We start from the raw sequence: 20,366 nt of genomic DNA on the forward strand, positions 1-20,366 counted from the left end.
ACTGAACAGTGAGTGCGGTGCCCCGTCTCTTGCCCCCGCTCACCGCCCCACCCGCCCCACCCCGCGTTGTCCCTGCACCACCCCGGCAGACAGCGACGTCTTCCACACAAGGAGTCCCCCGTGGCCATCTCGGTCTTCGACCTGTTCTCGATCGGCATCGGCCCGTCCAGCTCCCACACGGTCGGCCCCATGCGCGCCGCCCGGATGTTCGCGCGCCGGCTGAAGAACGAGGGCCTGCTCGCCCACACGGTCTCGATACGCGCCGAGCTGTACGGCTCCCTGGGCGCCACCGGCCACGGCCACGGCACCCCCAAGGCGGTCCTGCTGGGCCTGGAGGGCAACTCGCCGCGCACGGTGAACGTCGAGACCGCCGACGAGCAGGTGGAGCGGATCAAGAGCGGCGGGCGCATCAGCCTGCTGGGCGTCCACGAGATCGCCTTCGACTTCGACGCCGACCTGATCCTGCACCGCCGCAAGGCGCTGCCGTACCACGCCAACGGCATGACCCTGTGGGCGTACGACGCCGACGGCGCGACGCTGCTGGAGAAGACGTACTACTCGGTGGGCGGCGGCTTCGTCGTCGACGAGGACGCGGTGGAGGGCGAGAGCCCGATCGTCCCCGACGACACCGTGCTGAAGTACCCCTTCCGCACCGGTGACGAGCTGCTGCGCCTCACCAGGGAGACCGGCCTGTCGATCTCCGCGCTGATGCTGGAGAACGAGAAGGCCTGGCGCACCGAGGACGAGATCCGCGCGGGCCTGCTGGAGATCTGGCGCGTCATGCAGGCGTGCGTGGACCGCGGCATGTCCCGCGAGGGCATCCTGCCGGGCGGCCTGAAGGTGCGCCGCCGCGCCGCGAACACCGCGCGCAAGCTGCGCTCCGAGGGCGACGCGCAGGCCCTCTCCATGGAGTGGATCACGCTGTACGCGATGGCCGTGAACGAGGAGAACGCCGCGGGCGGCCGCGTGGTCACCGCGCCGACGAACGGCGCCGCCGGCATCATCCCGGCGGTCCTGCACTACTACATGAACTTCGTGCCGGGCGCCGACGAGGAGGGCGTGGTCCGCTTCCTGCTGGCGGCGGGCGCGATCGGCATGCTCTTCAAGGAGAACGCCTCCATCTCCGGCGCCGAGGTCGGCTGCCAGGGCGAGGTCGGTTCGGCCTGCTCGATGGCGGCCGGGGCGCTCGCCGAGGTGCTGGGCGGCAGCCCGGAGCAGGTGGAGAACGCCGCCGAGATCGGCATGGAGCACAACCTGGGCCTGACCTGCGACCCGGTGGGCGGCCTGGTCCAGATCCCGTGCATCGAGCGCAACGGCATGGCGGCGGTCAAGGCCGTGACGGCGGCGCGGATGGCGATGCGCGGCGACGGCAGCCACAAGGTCTCCCTGGACAAGGTCATCAAGACCATGAAGGAGACGGGCGCCGACATGTCGGTCAAGTACAAGGAGACCGCGCGCGGCGGTCTCGCGGTGAACATCATCGAGTGCTGAGCCGCGGACCGGCCGCCTGAGCGTGAGGGCCCCGGGCGGGGCCCTCACCCCTCACCTCGGCATCAGCCGTAGACGCACTGCGTCTCGGGAGACTCCATGGAGTTGACGACGCCGTTCACCGTGAGCCGCACGGTGCCGTTGTGGTACGTCACGGCGTCATCCGGCACCCCGGCTCCGAACGGGCAGGACGGAACGGTCGAGGTGGGACCGAAGCAGCCACGGCGCTCGCCGACCGCGAGGCTGTACGAGCCGCAGCTCCCGTCCCCGAAGTCCGAGTCGACGATGCCGGAGATGTTCACGGCCGAGGTGGAGTTGTTCACGACGACCAGCACGACCTGAGCGTCGTTGTTGTGGTTCCGCACGGTGCACGCCTGGAAGCCGACACCGGCCTTCGCGGTGTGGACGACGGTTCGGGCGCAGCTCCAGTTGGAGCTGGTGGACACGCTCTGCCAGTACGGTGCGGCCTCGGCAGGTGCGGCGGTGAGGAGCAGGCCACCCGCGATGGCCGCCGCGGTGGTGAGGAATCTGCCGGTCTTGCGCACTGTCGCACTCCCTTGATCACGTGAGCTGTCGACGAGGACAGTAAGCGATCTTGTTTGTGAAGGAACAGTGATCACAGGTGGCCGTTTTAGGCCACCTGTGATCACTGTTCCTCACTGCAGGGTGAGCCGGGTGCTGATCCAGTGCGGGTCGGGCACCACCGTCAGCAGCGCGGACACCACCACGACCCCCGCGAGCACCGCCAGCTCGGCGCGGGCGGGGCCCGTCGCGTCGCCGGCGTGCCGGGCCCGGCGGCGGAGCATGCGGCGGCGGGCGGTCAGCGCCAGGGCGCTCGCCACCGCGACCAGGGCGAGCTTGGCGATCAGCACCCTGCCGTACGCGCTGGAGAGCACGACGTCGGCGGGCAGGCGCCTCAGCGTGGAGCAGGTGCCGGTGGTGGCGAGCGCCGCGTAGAGCCAGCCGGCGAGGCGCGCGTACCGCGTCAGGGCCTCGCGGGCGCCCCGTACGCCGCCGCCGCGCAGGTGCGCCACGCGCAGCACATACAGCAGACCGCCGACCCACAGGGACCCGGCGGTGAGGTGGACGACGGTGAGCGCCGTGCCGAGCTCGGGTGTGTACGGCTCCGGGTGCGCGCGCAGCGCCTCGGCGCCGGTCACCAGCGCGAGCGGCGCGAGCGCCCAGAGGGGCCGGGCGCGGACACGACCGGAGGCGGCGCAGGCGGCCGCCAGGGCGAAGCCGTTCGCCATGAGGAGCAGCAGCCCGCCCTCGCGGGTGCCGTACGCGGCGGTGAGGTCGAGGTCGCTGACCGCGGCCAGGACCACGATCTGCCCGGCCGAGGCGGCGGCCCCGCCGAGCGCCGCCCACACCGCCCACGGCCGGGGCCGGGGCCCCTCTCCGACGAGCCGGGCACAGGCGAGTTCCCCGAGGTGCACGGCCAGGGCGGCGAAGACGACGGCGCGCAGGAAGGTGGTGGCTCCGGGGGCCGGGATGCGCAGCTCTCCGGTGCCGTGCGCGGCGACGCGGGCGCCGTACAGGGCGACCGCGAGCGCGACGAGCGTGCCCGCGCCGGCGAGGAGCGCCGTACGCGTACGGCGCCGCCCGGATCGCCGGACGGCGCCGTCGGCAGTGCGGAGGGTCACGCCTTGTTGAGGTGCGCCCAGAACTCGTCGAAGGTGAGCAGGCCGTCGCCGTCGCCGTCCTGGTTGTTGATGACGGCCTGGGCGACGGTCTCGGTGACGTTGAAGTCGCCGAGCTGCGCCATGACGCTCTTGTATTCGGCGGCCGAGATCAGCCCGTCCCCGTTCACGTCGAACCGCTCGAATGCCTTGCGCGCCGACTCGATGTCCGCCACAGGTCCACCCCTTCTTGGTGCATAACTGACGCCGGTCAGATTATCGGGGCGGCTCGTGCACCCGGTCCGGGGGCCATGCGGCACCATGGAACGCATGAGCGACGCGGTGGCGGACATCCTGGCAGCGGCGGCACGCGGGCACTTCCCACCGGCCGACGGCTCGGTGACGGTGGTTCCGCAGCCGAACGTCCGGGACGCCGGGGTGCTGGCCTTCACCGCGCACTCGGTGATCTTCACGGACGAGGATCCGGACTGGATACGCGGCACCCTCGCTGCCACCGCGAGCGACCCCCTGGCCGCCACCATGAACCCGGTGTTCCTCGCGGCGGTCCTGGCCCGTACGGGCCGCCACATGAACACCGTCGACCTGCTGACGGTCGCCCCCGCCCTGCCCGGCGCCCCGGAGCTCGCCCTGCGGGAGATCGCCGACCCCGACCACCCCCGCGTCGCGCGCGCGTGGAAGTTCCGCGACGACGTACGCGTCTGGGCCGCCGACGGCGGTGTGGTGATCCTCGGGCGGGGCGTCGCCGGGCGCTGGGAGGCGGCGGTCGAGGTCGACGAGGAGGCGCGCGGCGGCGGCCTGGGCACGGCCCTCGCCGTCGCGGCCCGCCATCTGGTGCCGGACGCGGCGGTGTGGGCCCAGCAGTCGCCGGGCAACGCCCGCAGCGTGCGCGCCTTCCAGGCGGCGGGCTACCGCCCGGTCGGCTCGGAGGCCCTGTTCATCGCCTCCTGAGAGGCCGCGGTCAGGGGCCGCGCCCGGAAAGGCGCGGTCAGCGGAAGACGCCGGTGTGGCCGAGCGAGTAGCGGCCGGGTTGCGGGTAGACCGCCAGGCCGTGCGGGCCGCCGCCGACCGGGATGCGGGCGAGCTGCTTGCCGGTCGTCGTGTCGATCGCGTACACCTCGGAGTCGTACCGCCCGGACAGCCACAGCACCTTGCCGTCGGCGGAGACACCGCCCATGTCGGGTGAGCCGCCGTCCGGCAGGTGCCACTTCTTGGTGAGCGTGCCGCGCGCGAAGTCGTAGACGGAGACGGAGCCCTCGCCCCGGTTGGAGACGTACATCTCCTTGGAATCACGCGAGACGTAGAGGCCGTGGCAGCCCTTGCCGGTGGGCAGCAGCCTGGGCGGGGCGAAGGTGTCGCCGTTCAGCACCCACATGCCGTGGGCCATCATGTCGGCGATGTAGAAGGTCCTGCCGTCCGGGGAGAGCTTCACGTCCTGCGGCATGGCGCCCCGGAAGGGCAGCCGCTGCTGGCCGATCACCTTCATCTTCTCGGTGTCGACCTTGAGGAGCTCGCCGGAGAACTCGCACGAGACGACGAAGTACCGGCCGTCGGCGGAGAAGTCGGCGTGGTTGACGCCGTAGCAGGAGACGGGCTCGGTGTGGACGCGCTCCATGGTGTGCGGGTCGCGGAAGACGAGCTCCCGGTCGAGGGAGGCCATGACGACGGCGTACTTGCCGTTCGGCGTGAAGTAGAGGTTGTACGGGTCGTGGACCTCGACCGGCTTGCCCGCGACGCCGGTGCGCGGATCGATGGGGGTGAGGGTGTGGCCGCGGTTGTTGTTCACCCAGAGCGTCTTGAGGTCCCAGGACGGCACGACGTGCTGCGGCTGAACGCCGACCTTGATCGTCTCGATGACCTTGTACGTCTTCGGGTCGATGACCGAGACCGTGTTGGAGTTGGTGTTGGGCACGTACACGCGGGACGGGAAGCCCTTGACCACCGGCGAGAGCCGGTTCGGGCGGTCGGCCGCGTAGACGTCCTTCGGGTCGAGGAGCGGCGGCATGCCCGGGAGTCCGCCCGCGGCCTTCGCCTTCGCCTTGGCCTTCGGTACGGCGGCGGGCGGTGCGGCCTTCGTGGACCGCGCCTCGGTGCGGTCGGTGCCGGCGCCGGCACAGCCGGCGAGGGCCGCGAGCACGGCGAGCGCGGCGGCCGCGAGGAGGCTCTTCGATCGCTGCGAGAGGGTCGTCACGCGACATGTATGGCGCGGGCGGGGCGGGTCGTAACGATGGGGAAAAGCGGGGATGCGGGTGAGTCGCCGAGGAATCAAACAGCGTGACCCATATTTATTCATGGTTTGGAAGGCGGGTGGCCTACCTCACCTGCGTTTCCGTCGCCCCATGGCCCGATTTGCACATTATTGGGCCGGTAGGGTCGTTTGGCGACAAGGCCCCCCGTCTGCCATAGTCGGTGCACACGACCCCCATTGACCCGGGCGAGGTCGCATACGCGCCGTGGGCACACCCCACCCCCCGTTCACGGCGCTCCACGAGAAAGCCCCCGCGGCGCCGCATCACGGCGCGAGGGGGCTTTCCTCGCGTGTGCACGCGGTGTTCACCGGTCCGAGACGCGCATCTCGAACCAGGTGGTCTTGCCGCGCGGGAGCAGGTCGACGCCCCACCGGTCGGAGAGCTTGTCGACGAGGAAGAGCCCGCGCCCGCTGGTGTCCATCTCGCGCACCGGCATCAGGCAGGGCAGCCCGCGCGAGGGGTCGCGGACCTCGATCCGGATCCAGCCGCGCCGCCGCAGCATCCGCAGGCCGAAGACGCGGGCCCCGGTGTGGCGGACGGCGTTGCCGACGAGTTCGGAGACGAGCAGGATCGCGTGCTCGGCGATCTGCGGGCCGAGCGCCCACTGCCGCAGGACGACGCACTGCGTGAGCCGGCGGGCCGTGGCCGCCGACTCCGGCAGGGACGGCAGCCGTACCTCGTCCTCCGTCGGATTGCCGAACAGCTCCAGCGCCTTGAGCGCCTCTTCGTCGTCCGCGACCGGCACCCACCGCGCGGCGGTGGCGCTGCCGCGCTGCCGTGGTTGCTCCACACCTTCCAACCCCGCCATGCCCCCATCATGGCCGCCCGGCCGCCGCCGCGGGGGCGTTCCCGGGGAATCGGTCCGCTCCCGGCGGCGGCCCCGGAGAGGCGTTTTGACATATGCCTGCGGCATGAAGATCTCCCCTATGGCGCGTGACCTGCGGTGACGCAGGTCACACCCGCCCGGCGAAGAGGGCCCAGGGCATACCCCCGGGCCCGTCCACCGCTCCGTCAAACCACCCACACGGCTGACACGCGAGGCCCCGGAACGACGGCAGGCCGCAACAGGCCTGCGCTCAGAGGAACTTGGCCTTACCAGGACCTTCCTCCACGAAGCTGCGCATACCGCGCTCCCGGTCCTCGGTGGCGAACAGCCCGGCGAACCAGTTGCGCTCGACGGTCAGGCCCGTGTCGATGTCCGTCTCCAGACCCGCGTCGACGGACTCCTTGGCGGCGCGCAGCGCCAGTGCCGGGCCCTGCGCGAGCTTCGCGGCCCACGCGTGCGCCTGCTCGTACACCTCGGCCGCCGGGACGACACGGTCCACGAGCCCGATCGCCAGCGCCTCGTCCGCCTTCACATGACGGCCCGTGAAGATCAGGTCCTTGGCCTTCGACGGGCCGACGAGCCGGGCCAGGCGCTGCGTACCGCCCGCGCCCGGGATGAGGCCGAGCAGGATCTCGGGCTGGCCCAGCTTGGCGTTCTCGCCGGCGATCCGGAAGTCGGCGCACAGGGCCAGCTCGCAGCCGCCGCCGAGCGCGTACCCGGTGACGGCGGCGACGACGGGCTTGGGGATGCGGGCGACGGCGGTGAAGGAGTCCTGGAGGGCCTTGGAGCGCAGCACCATGGCCGCGTGGTCCATCGCCTGCATCTCCTTGATGTCCGCGCCGGCCGCGAACACCTTCTCGCCGCCGTACAGCACCACCGCACGCACGTCGTCGCGGCGGGCGGCCTCCTCCGCGAGCTCGCGCAGGCGGTCCTGCGTGGCGATGTCCAGCGCGTTCATCGGCGGGCGGTCCAGGCGGAGGGTGCCGACGCCTTCGGAGACTTCGAGAGTGACTGTCATGCAGGGAAGGTTAGTGCCCGTTAACGGCAAGGGGCCCGGTGCCGTCGGTCACTTCCGCGGCACCGGGCCCCAGGGGGCGGGGGGTTACCCGATCGGGCTTACTTGATCCACTCCGACCAGGACATGTTCCAGCCGTTGAGGCCGTTGTCCGGCTTGATCTGCTTGTCCTTGGAGTTCTTCACGACGACCACGTCACCGATGATCGAGTTGTCGTAGAACCAGGCCGCCGGGGTGTTCGGGTCGCCCGCGCCGCGTGCGTCGCGCAGACCCACGCAGCCGTGGCTGACGTTGGCCGAGCCGAAGGTGGAGCTGGACGCCCAGTAGTTGCCGTGGACGAAGGTGCCGGACGTCGACAGGCGCATGGCGTGCGGCACGTCCTTGATGTCGTACTCGCCGCCGAAGCCCACGGTGGCGCCGTTCATCCGGGTCACCTTGTACTTCTCGCTGATGACCATCTGGCCGTTGTACGTCGTCGTCGACGGCGCGCCCGCGGTGATCGGGATGGTCTTGATGAGCTTGCCGTCGCGGACGACCTTCATGGTCTTCTCGCTCGCGTCGACCGTGGAGACCTGGCTGCGGCCGATGGTGAAGGACACCGTCTTGGACTGCTTGCCGTACACGCCCGGACGGCCCTCGACGCCGTCCAGGTCCAGCTTCACGGTCACCTTGGTGCCCGCCGCCCAGTACTTCTCGGGGCGGAAGTCGAGGCGGTCGTTGCCGAACCAGTGGCCCTCGATGGGCACGGACGGCACGGCGGTCACCTTGATGGCCTTCTCGACGGCCTCCGGGTTGGTGATGCCGCGGGTGAAGTTGATGGAGACCGGCATGCCGACGCCGACGGTCGAGCCGTCCTCCGGCGTGTAGTGGCCGATGAAGGTGTTCTTCGGGACGAGCGTGGTGAACGTGGTGTCCTTGGCGGACTCCCGGCCGTCGGCGTCCTTGGCGATCGCGTGCACCTTGTACTTGGTGCCGGAGGCCAGGTGCCGGACCGGCTCCCAGCTCGTGCCGTCGGCGGCGATCTTGCCCTCGACCTGGTTGCCCTTGGAGTCGGCGACCGTGACCGTGGTCAGCTTGCCCTTCTCGGCGGTGACCTTCAGGGCCCCGCTGGTGGCGACCGACGCGGCGCCGTCCTTGGGCGTGATGGTGACGACCGCCTGCGAGGCCGCGTTCCCCACCGCGGCCGCGTCCTGCTTCTTGTCCCCGCCCTTGCCGCCGCCGCTGTCGGAGCCGCCGCCCCCGCACGCCGTCGCCAGCAGCAGCAGCGCCCCCATGAGCAGGGCCGTGCCCCTGCGCTTGCCCGTGCCCGTGCGGCGCGTGCCGCCCGCTCCGGCCGATGCCCCCGATATCGGCTGCCCGTTCACTGTGGTGTTCTCCCCTCGCACCGGCCTGGCACCGCCACGGCCCGCACCCCCGCGCGCTTCAACCGCGCGCACCGCGTTAGATAATCACATCGCGGGCACCACGAAGCGCCCTCGAATGTCACCGTTCAGTCCCAACTTGTCCAGGACGAACACGTGCCATGCGGGGCGCGCTCGGGTCGTGGGGGTGAAGGAAGCACTCAGGACAGCGCGGAGCCCGCCTTCCAGCGCTTCCAGTCCATGTTCCAGCCTCCCAGACCGTTGTGGGCGGCGACCGTGCGGTCGCGGGAGTTGACGACTTCCACCACGTCGCCGATCAGGGTGCGGTCGAAGAACCAGCCCGCCGGGGTGTCCGGACTGCCGCCCTTCACATCGCGCAGGCCCACGCAGCCGTGGCTGACGTTCGCCGCGCCGAACGTCGACGGCGGGGCCCAGTAGTTGCCGTGGAGGAAGGTCCCCGAGTCGGTCAGCCGCATCGCGTGCGGCACGTCCTTGATGTCGTACTCGCCCTTGCCGGTCTTCTTGTCCGTGAAGCCGACCGTGGCGCCGTTCATCCGCGTCACGTCGAAGAGCTCGCTGACCACCATCTTGCCGTTGTACGTGGTCGTCTTGGGCGCCCCGGCCGTGATGGGCAGCGTGGTGACGAGCCGGCCGTCGCGCCGCACCTCCATGGTGTGCTCCTCGGCGTCCACCCGGGACACCTGGGAGCGGCCGATGGTGAAGCTCACCGTCTTGTGCTGGATGCCGTACACGCCGGGCGCCGCCTCGACGTCGCGCAGCCGCAGCTCGACGGTGACCCGCGTGCCCGGCTTCCAGTACGCGCGCGGCCGGAAGTCCAGCCGGTCCTTGCCGAACCAGTGGCCCGCCACCTCGACCGGCGGCCGGGCGGTGACCCGGATGGCCCGCTCGACGGCGGCGCGGTTCTCGATGGGGCGGTTGAAGCCGAAGGAGACGATCATCCCGGTGCCGACGACGGAGCGGTTCTCGGGCTTGAAGTAGCCGATGAAGCGGTGCTCGGGGACCAGGGTGGTGAAGGTGGAGTGCCGCGCCGAGCGACGGCCGTGCCCGTCCAGCGCGACGGCGTCCACGCTGTACTTGGCCGCCAGCTCCAGGCGCGTGCCGGGCGCGGGGCGCCAGCGCAGCCCGTCCTCGGAGAGCGAGCCGGGGACCTCGGCCGGCCGGTCGTCCTCGACCTTCCTCACCCGGACACGCTCCAGCCGGCCGCTGGGCACGCGCACCTCCAGGCGGCCGTCCGGCGCGACGCCCTTGGCGCCGTCCTCCGGGGTCACCCGGATGGTGTCACCGGGCGCCCGGGCCTTGTCCCCGACGCCGAGGTCCAGCGAGGCGCCTGCGGTGCAGGCCGCCAGGCCCGCCACCAGCCCCGCCACCAGTCCTGCCACCAGTCCTGCCCATGTCACGGCCGCGGCCGTGCCGAGCCCTGCCCGTCTCAGTACGTGTTTCACGATGCGCCCAACGAGTGCGGCCTCCAGGGGAAACGTCGGTGCGGGCCATGTTGGGAGCCGGGCCCTGCGGGCAGAACAGGTGGAGGACCATGTGCGGACGAGCCGCGGCCGGGACGCCGCGGCTCGTCCGCACATGGTCCGGAAGCCGGGGCGAGTGAGCCGAAAGGGCGCCGGCGGTGTCGACAGGGATGGGGGTCCCCCCGCCGAAGGCAGGGGGAGCGCGGAGGGTCGCGAGGGACGAGCGATCCGAGCACGATCGACCGTCGACACCGTCTTAGGCACCCTGGAGGAGAACCGAGCCCTTAAAAAAGGGGAGCCGCGGGAGGCCGCAGGTGTCGAGCGCAGCGGAGCAGGAGGCGGTGCGGCGTGCGCGGAGCGCGCACGGTGCGCCGCGAGTGGTACGCGAGCTGAACGGGCGCCATAGGACGGCCCCGGGGCCACCGGTGTGGCCGGGGGCGCCGACGCCGCTGGGCGCGCGGTTCCGGGTGGGGCCGGACGGCGTCGCCGGAACGAACTTCGCCCTGTGGGCGGGCGGCGCGGAGGCGGTGGAACTCTGCCTGTTCGACGAGGACGGCACGGAGCGGCGCTCCGCGCTGACCGAGCTGACCCACCAGATCTGGCACGGCTTCGTGCCGGGCGTACGGCCCGGGCAGCGGTACGGCTTCCGGGTGCACGGGCGCTGGGACCCGTGGACGGGGGCGCGCTGGAACCCGGCGAAGCTGCTGCTGGACCCGTACGCGCGCGCGGTGGACGGTGACTTCGCCCTGCCGGCGGAGGTGTACGGACACGTCCGGGACTGGCCGGACCAGCACGTCGCCGACACCGTGCGCGACGACCGCGACTCCGCGCCGCACGTGCCCAAGGGCGTGGTCGTCCACGATGACGACGACTGGGCGGACGACCGGCGGCCGAAGACGCCGTGGGCGGACTCGGTCATCTACGAGCTGCACGTGAAGGGCTTCACCCGGCGCCACCCGGGCATCCCGGAGGAGCTGCGCGGCACGTACGCGGGCCTCGCCCATCCGGCCGCGATCGAGCACCTCGTACGGCTCGGGGTGACGGCGGTGGAGCTGCTGCCGGTGCACCAGTTCGCGCACGAGGACCACCTGCTGCGGCGGGGGCTGCGGAACTACTGGGGCTACAACTCCATCGGCTACTTCGCGCCGCACGCCGCGTACAGCGCGTCCGGCACGGCCGGGCAGCAGGTCGGCGAGTTCAAGCGGATGGTGAAGGCGCTCCACGCCGCGGGCATCGAGGTCATCCTCGACGTGGTGTACAACCACACCGCCGAGGCGAGCGAGCTGGGCCCGATGCTGTCGCTGCGCGGCATCGACAACCGCGGCTACTACCGGCTGGCCGCCGACCCCCGCCGGTACGCCGACTACACGGGCTGCGGCAACACCCTCCACGTGGTGCAGCCGCACGTGCTGCGCCTGATCACCGACTCACTGCGCTACTGGGTCACCGAGATGGGCGTGGACGGCTTCCGCTTCGACCTGGCGGCGGCGCTGGCCCGCTCCATGCACGACGTCGACATGCTGTCGCCGTTCCTCGCGACGATCGCCCAGGACCCGGTGCTGCGGCGGGTGAAGCTGATCGCCGAGCCGTGGGACGTGGGAAGCGGCGGCTACCAGGTGGGCGCCTTCCCGCCGCTGTGGGCGGAGTGGAACGACCGCTACCGGGACGCGGTGCGGGACTTCTGGCGCGGCGCCCTGCCAGACGTGCGGGAGATGGGCTACCGGCTGTCCGGGTCCAGCGACCTGTACGCGTGGGGCGGGCGGCGCCCGTACGCCTCCATCAACTTCGTCACCGCGCACGACGGCTTCACGCTGCGCGACCTCGTCTCGTACGAGCACAAGCACAACGAGGCGAACGGCGAGGGCAACCGGGACGGCACGAACGACAACCGGTCCTGGAACTGCGGCGCGGAGGGCGAGACCGACGACGAGGGGGTCAACGCGCTGCGGCGCCGGCAGCTGCGGAACCTGCTCACCACGCTGCTGCTCTCGACGGGCGTGCCGATGCTGGTCGCGGGCGACGAGATGGGCCGTACGCAAGGGGGCAACAACAACGCCTACTGCCAGGACAACGAGCTCGGCTGGGTCGACTGGTCGCTGCCGGAGCAGCCGGGGCCGCGCGGCCTGCTGGAGCTGACGACCCGGCTGCTGGAGCTGCGCCACGCCCATCCGGTGCTGCGGCGCCGGGCGTTCTTCTCGGGCCGGCCGCAGGCGGCGGACGGGCTGCGGGACCTGGCGTGGTTCACCGCGCGGGGCGAGGAGATGACGGAGGGGGACTGGTACGCGCGGACCGCGACGATCGGCCTGTACCTGTCGGGCCGGGGCATCCCGGGCCGTGACGCGCGCGGGGAACCGGTCACCGACGACAGCTTCCTGGCGATCCTGCACGCGGCCGCCGACCCGCTGGACTTCCGGCTGCCCGGCCCGCCGTGGGCCGCGTCGTACGAGCTGGTGGTGGACACCTCGCGGGAGGACCAGGCCGAGGCGCCGGGGACGGTGCACGAGGGCGGCGGTGTCCTGACGGTGCCGCCGAGGTCGGTACTGCTGCTGCGCGTCCGGGAGTGATCCGGAAGCAGGCTTGATCCAGGGCCGGTCGGCCGAAAACCAGGCGAGCGATGTCAGTGGTGAACCGTAGGCTCGGTGCTGATGGCTGACCATGAGACCAACCGTTCGAGCGTGCGCTCGTTGCTGCGCCTGTGGCCGTACGTGCGGCCGGTCCGGGCGCGGCTGTCCGTCGCCGCCCTCGTCGCCGTGGTGGCGTCCTGTCTGAGCCTGGTCATCCCACTCGTCCTGAAGTGGATCGTGGAGGGTCCGGTGACGGAGCGCGATCCGGACGGGGTGTGGCTGGGGGCCCTGGTGGTGCTGGGGCTCGGCATCGCGGAGGCCGCGCTGTTCGGGCTGCGGCGGTGGCTGGTGGCGCGGCCGCTGGCCGGGGTGGAGGCGGCGATGCGCGCCGACCTGTACCGGCATGTGCAGCGGCTGCCGGTGGCGTTCCACGACCGGTGGGCGTCGGGACAGCTGCTGTCGCGGGCGACGACGGACCTGTCGCTGCTGCGGATGTTCCTGGCGTTCCCGCTGACGTTCCTCTTCGTCAACGGCGTGACGGTGCTGGTGGGCTGCGCGGTGCTGCTGGCGCAGGACCTGGTGCTGGGGCTGGTGCTGCTGGTGCCGGTGGTGCCGCTGATCGTGGTGTGCGCGCTGTTCGAGACGCGGTACTCGGTCGCCGCGCGGCGCGCGCAGGACCAGGTGGGCGATCTGACGACGGTCGTCGAGGAGAGCGTGCTCGGCATCCGGGTGATCAAGGGTTTCGGTCGGCACCGCAGCCAGGCCCGGGCGTTCCGTGCGCTGGCGCGGCGGCTGCGCGGTACGGAGCTGGTCAAGGCGCGGCTGCTGGCCGCCATCTGGGCCGTCATCACCGTCGTACCGGAGCTGGCGATCGGCGCGGCGCTGGTGCTGGGCAGCGTGCGGGTGGCGGACGGGGAGCTGTCGGCGGGGACGCTGGTGGCGTTCCTGTCGACGGCGCTGGCGCTGCGCTGGCCGGTGGAGTCGATCGGCTTCCTGCTGGCGATGAGCCAGGAGGCGGCGACGGCGTCGGACCGGTACTTCGAGGTGATGGACGAGCCCGAGGAGGACGGCGGCGGTGCCGCGCCGGCTTCCCCGTCGTCCGGGGGGCTGCGCTTCGAGAACGTCTCCTTCCGCTATCCGGACGCGCCGCCCGACGCACCGCCGGTGCTGGCCGGTGTCGACCTGTGGGTGCGGCCCGGCGAGACGATGGCGCTGGTCGGCGCGACCGGCTCCGGGAAGACCACGCTGACCGCGCTGGTGCCGAGGCTGCACGAGGTGACGGGCGGCCGCATCCTCCTCGACGGCGTCGAGGTGGCGGCCCTGACCCGGGAGCGGCTGCGCGAGCTGGTGTCGGTCGCCTTCGAGGAGCCGACGCTCTTCTCGGCGACCGTCGGCGAGAACGTCCTGATGGGCGCCGGCCCGGCGGGCGCGGGCGAGGCCGATCTGCGGCGGGCGCTGGAGGTGGCCCAGGCGGACTTCGTGGGCGCGCTGCCGCACGGCACCGCGACGCAGGTCGGCGAGCAGGGCCTGAGCCTGTCGGGCGGCCAGCGGCAGCGGCTGGCCCTGGCCCGGGCGGTGGTGGGGCGCCCGCGCTTCCTGGTGCTGGACGACCCGCTGTCCGCGCTGGACGTGCACACCGAGGGCCTGGTCGAGGCGGCCCTGCGCGAGGTCCTGCGCGACACGACGGCCCTGGTGGTGGCGCACCGGCCCTCCACGGTGCTGCTCGCCGACCGCGTGGCCCTGCTGTCGGAGGGCCGCGTCGCGGCGGTCGGCACGCACCAGGAGCTGCTGCGGACGAACGCGGAGTACGCGTGGCTGATGTCGGGTGCGGAGACGACGAGGGGCGGTACGCGGTGACGGAGACGGAGGCGGGCCTCGACGGCGCGAGGCCGGCGGACGGCGCCCGCGAGGACGCGAAGGGCCCGGGGGCGGCCCCGAAGGCGGCACCGGCACCGTCGGCGGCCGGCGGCGGCGACGCGTTCGACCGGGACGCGCTGCCCGCGGCGCGCGGGGCGACGGGCGCGCTGCTGCGGTCGCTGCTGCGGCCGCTGCGCGGGCGGGTCGTGGTCGCCGCGCTGCTCCTGCTGGTGCAGCAGGCGGCCGTCCAGGCGGGACCGCTGCTCGTCGCATACGCCATCGACACCGCCGTACCGGCGCTGCGGCGCGAGGCGTACGGGCCGCTGGTCGCGGTCGGCGCCGGGTACGCGGCGTGCGCGGTGGGGGCCGGGCTGCTCCAGTACGCGTTCATCCGGGCGTCCGCCCGGGTCAACCAGGACGTGCTGCTGGACCTGCGGGGCCGGATCTTCCGGCACGCGCAGGCCCTGAGCGTCGACTTCCACGAGCGGTACACCTCGGGCCGCCTGATCTCGCGCGCCACGACCGACGTCGAGGCGCTGCGTGAACTGCTCAGCGAGGGGCTGCAGGAGCTGGTCGGCGTCCTCGTGTCCTTCGTCTCCATCGCGCTGCTGCTGCTCTGGCTGGACCTGGGCATGGGCGCCGTGGCCGTCGCCTCCTTCGTGCCGCTGTACCTGCTCGTGCGGCTCTACCAGCGGCGCGCGGCGGTCGCGTTCAGCGCGCGGTCCACCGCGATCTCGTCGGTGATCGTGCAGTTCGCCGAGACGATGAACGGCATCCGGCCGGTGCGGGCGTTCCGCCGCGAGCGGGCCAACGACGCGCGCTTCGGCGAGCTGAACCACCGCCACGAGCGGCGCAACGGCGACGCGATCCTGGAGATGGCCCGCTATGTCGTCGGCTCGCGCCTGGTCGCCAACACGGCGGTCGCGGGCATGGTGCTGTGGGGCGCGTACCGGGTGGCGGACGGCACGCTGGCGCTGGGGGTGCTGGCGGCGGCCGTGCTGTACGTGCGCCGGCTGTACGACCCGATCGACCGGCTGGCGATGTTCCTGAACTCGTACCAGTCGGCGGCCGCGTCGCTGGAGAAGATCGCCGGGCTGCTCGCCCAGACCCCCACGGTCCCGGAGCCCGCCGCGCCGCGCGCCCTGCCGCCGTCGCGGTCGGAAAGCCCGGGCCGGGAGGTGGTCTTCGACGGCGTCCGGTTCGCGTACCGCACGGGCGGCGAGGTGCTGCCGCGCTTCGACCTGACGATCCCGGCGGGGCAGACGGTCGCGGTGGTCGGCGCGACGGGCGCGGGCAAGTCGACACTCGCGAAGCTGCTGGCCCGCTTCTACGACCCGACGGACGGCCGGGTCCTCCTCGACGGCGTCGACCTGCGCCGGCTGGCCAACGCCGAGCTGCGGCGCGGCGTGGTGATGGTGACGCAGGAGGCGTTCCTGTTCTCCGGGACGGTCGCGGAGAACATCGCCCTGGGCCGCCCGGACGCGAGCCGCGAGGAGATCGAGCGGGCCGCGAAGGCGATCGGCGCCCACGACTTCATCGCGGCCCTGCCGGACGGCTACGACACCGACGTACGCAAGCGGGGCGGGCGCATCTCGGCGGGCCAGCGCCAGCTGGTCTCCTTCGCCCGCGCCCTGCTCGCCGACCCGGCGGTGCTGATCCTGGACGAGGCGACCAGCTCCCTCGACATCCCGGGCGAGCGGGCCGTGCAGCGCGCGATGGACACGGTGCTGAACGGCCGCACGGCGGTGGTGATCGCCCACCGCCTCTCCACGGTGGAGATCGCCGACCGCGTGCTGGTGATGGAGGCGGGCCGCATCGTGGAGGACGGCCCGCCGGCCGAACTCATCGCGGGCGAGGGCCGCTTCGCGGACCTGCACCGCGCGTGGCGGGACAGCGTGGTGGGGTGAGGGCCCCGCCCGTCTCCGTCGTCGCTCAGAGGCGCGACACGTCGAAGGCCGAGGTGTGGGCGCTCGGCGTCGTGCCGGCCATGCCGCCGGGGGCGTAGAGGCAGGTGCGCGCGACGTCGTCGGAGCAGGGTGCGGCGGTGGCGCCGAAGCCGAAGCGTGCCTCCGGGAGGGACGGGACGGCCGACCAGCTGTTGGTGCGGGGGGCGAAGATCTCCGTGGTGGCGACCGCGGTCATCTGGGTGGAGGGCGAGCCGCCGATGCCGTACACGCACGTGGTGCCGACCATCGAGGTGGAGCCCGGGCACGGGCCGGACGTCACGCCCATGGCGCGGCGGGCGGTCGGGGTCGAGGGGAGCTTCACCCAGGCGCGGGACTCGGGGTCGAAGACCTCGACGGTGCTCAGGGGCTCGGCGGTGTCGGCGCCGGTGCCGCCGACGGCGTACACGCAGGACGGCGCGGTGGAGATCACGGCGCGGGGGCAGGTCGCGGCGGTGACGCCCAGGCTGCGGCGGGGGCTGGGGAGCTGGGGCAGCGTCGTCCAGGTGTTGGTGGCGGGGCTGTACGCCTCGACGGTGGCGAGGGTGGTGACGGTGCTGCCGGAGCCGGTGCCGGGGACGTGGGCCCCCTGACCGGAGCCGGTACCGGTGCCCGGGGCGGGGTCCTTGCCCGGGGCCGGGTCCTTGGCGGACGCGGATGCCGGGGTCTTCGCGGGGGCTTGGTCCTTGGCCGGGGCCTGGCTCTTCGCGGGGGCCTGGTCCTTGGCGGGGGCCTGGTCCTTGGCGGGGGTCTTCGCGGGGGCCGTGCCCGTGCCGGTGCCCTTGGCGGCGGCCTGGGCGGCGGCGTGGCCGGCCGCGCTCGTGCCGCCGGCCGCCGACCCGCTGCGGGCCGCGCCGCCGACGGCGTACACGCACAGGCCGCGCAGGGACGTCTCGCCGGGCGGGCACGGTGCGGTCGCGGCGCCGAGGAAGGCGCGGGCGCTCTTCATCCCGGGGACGGTCGCCCACGTGTTGGTGGCCGGGCTGTACGCCTCGACCGTGGTGAGGGAGCCGCCGCCGTTGGTGCCGCCGACCGCGTACACGCAGGTGCCGCGCAGCGCCTTGACGCCTCCGGGGCAGGGCGCGGTGGCGGCGGCGAGGCCGGAGCGGCCCACGGTCATCGAGGGCAGCTTCGCCCAGGTGCGCTTCCCGGGGCTGTACGCGTGGAGCGAGAGGGCCGCTTCGAGGGGGTGGCCGCCGACGACGTACACGCACTGGCCGTCCCCGAGGGCGCCGACGGCGTCGGGGCAGGGCGCCGTGGTGGTGCCGTGTCCCGTGCGGGCGAGCTTCATGTCGGGGACGGGCACCCAGTCGCCGCCGTCGGCGTGCGCCGGGGAAACGGAGGCGGTGAGCGCGGACGTCACGGCGGCGGCGAGGAGCCACCGCCGCCGGCGCCGTCCGCTGGGCGTACGCCCGGGGCCTCTGGAGAAGATCCGCACCTTGATCCCTGCCTTCTGTTCCGACGTTCTGATGGGGCATTCGGGACCATTAAGACATCGCACCCCCCGACACGCGGGGCGGGCGGCGACCGAACGACTGACGCGGTGCGGCCGGAAGACGGGCGGGGCGGAACGAGCCAGAGTTTCCGCCCGGCCGCCCCCATGGGGGCGCGCACACCGGCACGGGAGGCACCCCAGGGCACGCGCCCCGGCGCTCCCGGCGCATCTGACGAAACGTCCGCTTAACGAACATGACCATGTGGGCAGCGGACGATTTCCGGCCAACTTGTTGACGCGGTCCTGACAGCAACCCCCCGCTGCTGCCACTCTTCCACCGTTCTTGCGCACAGCTGTTCGCCCCGCGGTCACCGCCGCGTTCCGACCTGTTCCACCAGCTCTGTTTGCACCGCCGAGCGGCCCACCCAGCCGCCCGTACCCCCCTCGCAAAAGGAGTCCGCGTGAGATCCACGCCAAGCCGTCGCGCCACCGCGACGGGTGCTCTGATCGCCGCCGCCGCCATGCTGGCCGTGGGCGTGCAGACCGGCACCGCCGCCGCCGACGACGAGTGGGGCCCGGTCGCCCCGAAGGGCCAGGCCGCCGGCAAGGCCGACCCCGGCGCCCTGCCCGCCGACCTCTCCCCCGCCCAGCGCACCGCGCTGATACGCGCCGCCGACGCCGACAAGGCGGCCACCGCCAAGCAACTCGGCCTCGGCGCCCAGGAGAAGCTCGTCGTCCGCGACGTCGTCCAGGACCGCGACGGCACCACCCACACCCGTTACGAGCGCACCTACGGCGGGCTCCCGGTCCTCGGCGGCGACCTCGTCGTCACCGAGACGAAGGCGGGGAAGACGGAAGGCGTCAGCAAGGCGTCCCCGGCACAGCTCAAGGGCGTCGACACCACCGCGGACGTCACCCCGGCCGCCGCCGAGAAGCAGGCGCTGGGCGCCGCCCGGGCGGAGGGCTCCAAGGCGACGGACGCCGAGCGCGCCCCGCGCAAGGTGGTCTGGATGGGCCAGGGCACGCCGGTCCTCGCGTACGAGACGGTCGTCGGCGGGCTCCAGCACGACGGCACCCCGAACGAGCTGCACGTCATCACCGACGCCACCACCGGCAAGAAGCTGTACGAGTGGCAGGCCGTGCACACCGGCACCGGCAACACCCAGTACAGCGGCCAGGTCACGCTGGGCACCGCGCCCTCCTACACGCTGACCGACACCGCGCGCGGCAACCACAAGACGTACAACCTCAACCGCGGCACCTCCGGCACCGGCACGCTCTTCTCCGGCGCCGACGACATCTGGGGCGACGGCACCCCGTCCAACCTGGAGACCGCGGGCGCCGACGCCCACTACGGCGCCGCGCTCACTTGGGACTACTACAAGAACGTGCACGGCCGCAGCGGCATCAAGGGCGACGGCGTCGGCGCGTACTCCCGCGTTCACTACGGCAACGCCTACGTCAACGCCTTCTGGCAGGACAGCTGCTTCTGCATGACGTACGGCGACGGCGCCGCCAACGCCAAGCCGCTGACGTCGATCGACGTCGCCGCGCACGAGATGACGCACGGCGTCACCTCCCACACCGCGGGCCTGGTCTACAGCGGCGAGTCCGGCGGCCTCAACGAGGCGACCTCCGACATCTTCGCCGCCGCCGTCGAGTTCTACGCCAACAACCCGAAGGACCCGGGCGACTACCTCGTCGGCGAGAAGATCGACATCCGGGGCAACGGCACCCCGCTGCGCTACATGGACAAGCCGAGCAAGGACGGCTCGTCCAAGGACTACTGGTACTCCGGCATCGGCGGCGTGGACGTCCACTACTCCTCCGGCCCGGCGAACCACTGGTTCTACCTGCTCTCCGAGGGCAGCGGCGCCAAGACCGTCAACGGCGTGGCGTACGACTCGCCGACCTCCGACGGGCTCCCCGTCACCGGCATCGGCCGCGACAAGGCCGCGCTGATCTGGTACAAGGCGCTGACCACGAAGTTCAACTCGCGGACCGACTACGCGGGTGCCCGCGCCGGCACCGTCGCCGTCGCGACCGAGCTGTACGGCGCCGGCAGCGCCGAGGTGAAGGCCGTCGAGCACGCGTGGGCGGGCGTCAACGTCGGCTCGCGTCCCGGCGGCGGCGACCCGGGCACCGGCAAGGTCTTCGAGAACACCGCCGACGTCGCGATCCCCGACAACGGCGCGGCCGTCACCTCGGCCGTGAGCGTCACCGGCGTCGCGGGCAACGCGCCCGCCACCCTCAAGGTGGACGTGGACATCGTCCACACGTGGCGCGGTGACCTGGTCGTCGACCTGGTGGCCCCCGACGGCACGGCGTACCGGCTGAAGAACTCCAGCTCCTCCGACTCGGCCGACAACGTCAAGGCGACCTACACGGTCAACGCCTCCAGCGAGGTCGCCAACGGCAGCTGGAAGCTGCGCGTGCAGGACGTCGCCGCGCAGGACACCGGCTACATCAACAGCTGGAAGCTGACCTTCCCGTAAGCCCTGCCGAGCTTC

Annotated in this window: 15 protein-coding genes; 6 read left to right on the plus strand and 9 right to left on the minus strand. The window is 72.6% G+C overall.

Annotated features, from left to right (window positions below):
- The first annotated feature begins 120 nt into the window (after window positions 1–120).
- Window positions 121–1,491, plus strand: a complete 1,371-nt coding sequence (locus AB0A69_RS11645; protein ID WP_361418734.1) for an L-serine ammonia-lyase — start codon at window positions 121–123, stop codon at window positions 1,489–1,491.
- Window positions 1,492–1,553: 62 nt separating this feature from the next.
- On the opposite strand, the gene AB0A69_RS11650 is transcribed toward AB0A69_RS11645, so the two are convergent.
- The 3 genes from AB0A69_RS11650 to AB0A69_RS11660 all read right to left on the minus strand — a co-directional run bounded on the left by AB0A69_RS11650 (window position 1,554) and on the right by AB0A69_RS11660 (window position 3,343).
- Window positions 1,554–2,033 (minus strand): hypothetical protein, encoded by a 480-nt coding sequence (locus AB0A69_RS11650; protein WP_361418737.1) that lies wholly within the window; start codon window positions 2,031–2,033, stop codon window positions 1,554–1,556.
- Window positions 2,034–2,144: 111 nt separating this feature from the next.
- Window positions 2,145–3,131: a CopD family protein gene (locus AB0A69_RS11655; protein WP_361418740.1), complete on the minus strand. Its 987-nt coding sequence runs from the start codon at window positions 3,129–3,131 to the stop codon at window positions 2,145–2,147.
- A complete protein-coding gene (locus AB0A69_RS11660) occupies window positions 3,128–3,343 on the minus strand; it encodes an EF-hand domain-containing protein (RefSeq protein ID WP_355358579.1) in 216 nt (71 codons plus the stop codon). Before AB0A69_RS11660 ends, AB0A69_RS11655 begins: the two co-directional genes overlap by 4 nt.
- Window positions 3,344–3,437: 94 nt before the next feature.
- Between AB0A69_RS11660 and AB0A69_RS11665 the strand changes: the two genes are divergently transcribed.
- Window positions 3,438–4,076 carry a GNAT family N-acetyltransferase gene (locus tag AB0A69_RS11665; RefSeq protein ID WP_361418743.1) on the plus strand — a complete coding sequence of 213 codons (639 nt, stop codon included), beginning with the start codon at window positions 3,438–3,440 and terminating at the stop codon, window positions 4,074–4,076.
- A gap of 37 nt (window positions 4,077–4,113) precedes the next feature.
- On the opposite strand, the gene AB0A69_RS11670 is transcribed toward AB0A69_RS11665, so the two are convergent.
- The 5 genes from AB0A69_RS11670 to AB0A69_RS11690 form a co-directional block, all read right to left on the minus strand.
- Window positions 4,114–5,316, minus strand: a complete 1,203-nt coding sequence (locus AB0A69_RS11670; protein WP_361418746.1) for a YncE family protein — start codon at window positions 5,314–5,316, stop codon at window positions 4,114–4,116.
- A gap of 362 nt (window positions 5,317–5,678) precedes the next feature.
- Complete coding sequence (locus AB0A69_RS11675) at window positions 5,679–6,182, minus strand: ATP-binding protein (RefSeq protein WP_361418749.1); 504 nt, start codon at window positions 6,180–6,182, stop codon at window positions 5,679–5,681.
- Window positions 6,183–6,450: 268 nt separating this feature from the next.
- A complete protein-coding gene (locus tag AB0A69_RS11680) occupies window positions 6,451–7,218 on the minus strand; it encodes an enoyl-CoA hydratase-related protein (RefSeq protein ID WP_361418752.1) in 768 nt (255 codons plus the stop codon).
- Window positions 7,219–7,316: 98 nt separating this feature from the next.
- On the minus strand, window positions 7,317–8,579 hold the full coding sequence (locus AB0A69_RS11685; protein ID WP_361418755.1) for an Ig-like domain-containing protein: 1,263 nt from the start codon (window positions 8,577–8,579) through the stop codon (window positions 7,317–7,319).
- Window positions 8,580–8,776: 197 nt separating this feature from the next.
- Window positions 8,777–9,916 (minus strand): Ig-like domain-containing protein, encoded by a 1,140-nt coding sequence (locus tag AB0A69_RS11690; protein ID WP_361419758.1) that lies wholly within the window; start codon window positions 9,914–9,916, stop codon window positions 8,777–8,779.
- A gap of 455 nt (window positions 9,917–10,371) precedes the next feature.
- Between AB0A69_RS11690 and glgX the strand changes: the two genes are divergently transcribed.
- From glgX to AB0A69_RS11705, 3 genes are all read left to right on the plus strand, one after another.
- Entirely contained in the window at window positions 10,372–12,621 is a 2,250-nt protein-coding gene (gene glgX / locus AB0A69_RS11695) for a glycogen debranching protein GlgX (RefSeq protein WP_361418757.1), read from the plus strand.
- Window positions 12,622–12,702: 81 nt separating this feature from the next.
- On the plus strand, window positions 12,703–14,478 hold the full coding sequence (locus AB0A69_RS11700) for an ABC transporter ATP-binding protein (RefSeq protein WP_361418760.1): 1,776 nt from the start codon (window positions 12,703–12,705) through the stop codon (window positions 14,476–14,478).
- Window positions 14,433–16,385, plus strand: a complete 1,953-nt coding sequence (locus AB0A69_RS11705; protein WP_361418763.1) for an ABC transporter ATP-binding protein — start codon at window positions 14,433–14,435, stop codon at window positions 16,383–16,385. Before AB0A69_RS11700 ends, AB0A69_RS11705 begins: the two co-directional genes overlap by 46 nt.
- Window positions 16,386–16,410: 25 nt before the next feature.
- Here AB0A69_RS11705 and AB0A69_RS11710 read toward each other — a convergent pair whose 3' ends face one another.
- Window positions 16,411–17,859: a kelch repeat-containing protein gene (locus tag AB0A69_RS11710; protein ID WP_361418766.1), complete on the minus strand. Its 1,449-nt coding sequence runs from the start codon at window positions 17,857–17,859 to the stop codon at window positions 16,411–16,413.
- A 458-nt stretch (window positions 17,860–18,317) separates the two neighbouring features.
- Between AB0A69_RS11710 and AB0A69_RS11715 the strand changes: the two genes are divergently transcribed.
- Window positions 18,318–20,351: a M4 family metallopeptidase gene (locus AB0A69_RS11715; protein ID WP_361418769.1), complete on the plus strand. Its 2,034-nt coding sequence runs from the start codon at window positions 18,318–18,320 to the stop codon at window positions 20,349–20,351.
- Window positions 20,352–20,366: the final 15 nt, after the last annotated feature.

It is taken from the genome of Streptomyces sp. NPDC045431, assembly GCF_040646655.1.
Classification (GTDB): domain Bacteria; phylum Actinomycetota; class Actinomycetes; order Streptomycetales; family Streptomycetaceae; genus Streptomyces.

Excerpts from the sequence above, each read along its gene's own strand:
- AB0A69_RS11665 (WP_361418743.1), top strand. The coding sequence starts at position 3,438 with ATGAGCGACGCGGTGGCGGACATCCTGGCAGCGGCGGCACGCGGGCAC.
- AB0A69_RS11675 (WP_361418749.1), bottom strand. The coding sequence starts at position 6,182 with ATGGCGGGGTTGGAAGGTGTGGAGCAACCACGGCAGCGCGGCAGCGCC.
- AB0A69_RS11680 (WP_361418752.1), bottom strand. The coding sequence starts at position 7,218 with ATGACAGTCACTCTCGAAGTCTCCGAAGGCGTCGGCACCCTCCGCCTG.
- AB0A69_RS11700 (WP_361418760.1), top strand. The coding sequence starts at position 12,703 with ATGGCTGACCATGAGACCAACCGTTCGAGCGTGCGCTCGTTGCTGCGC.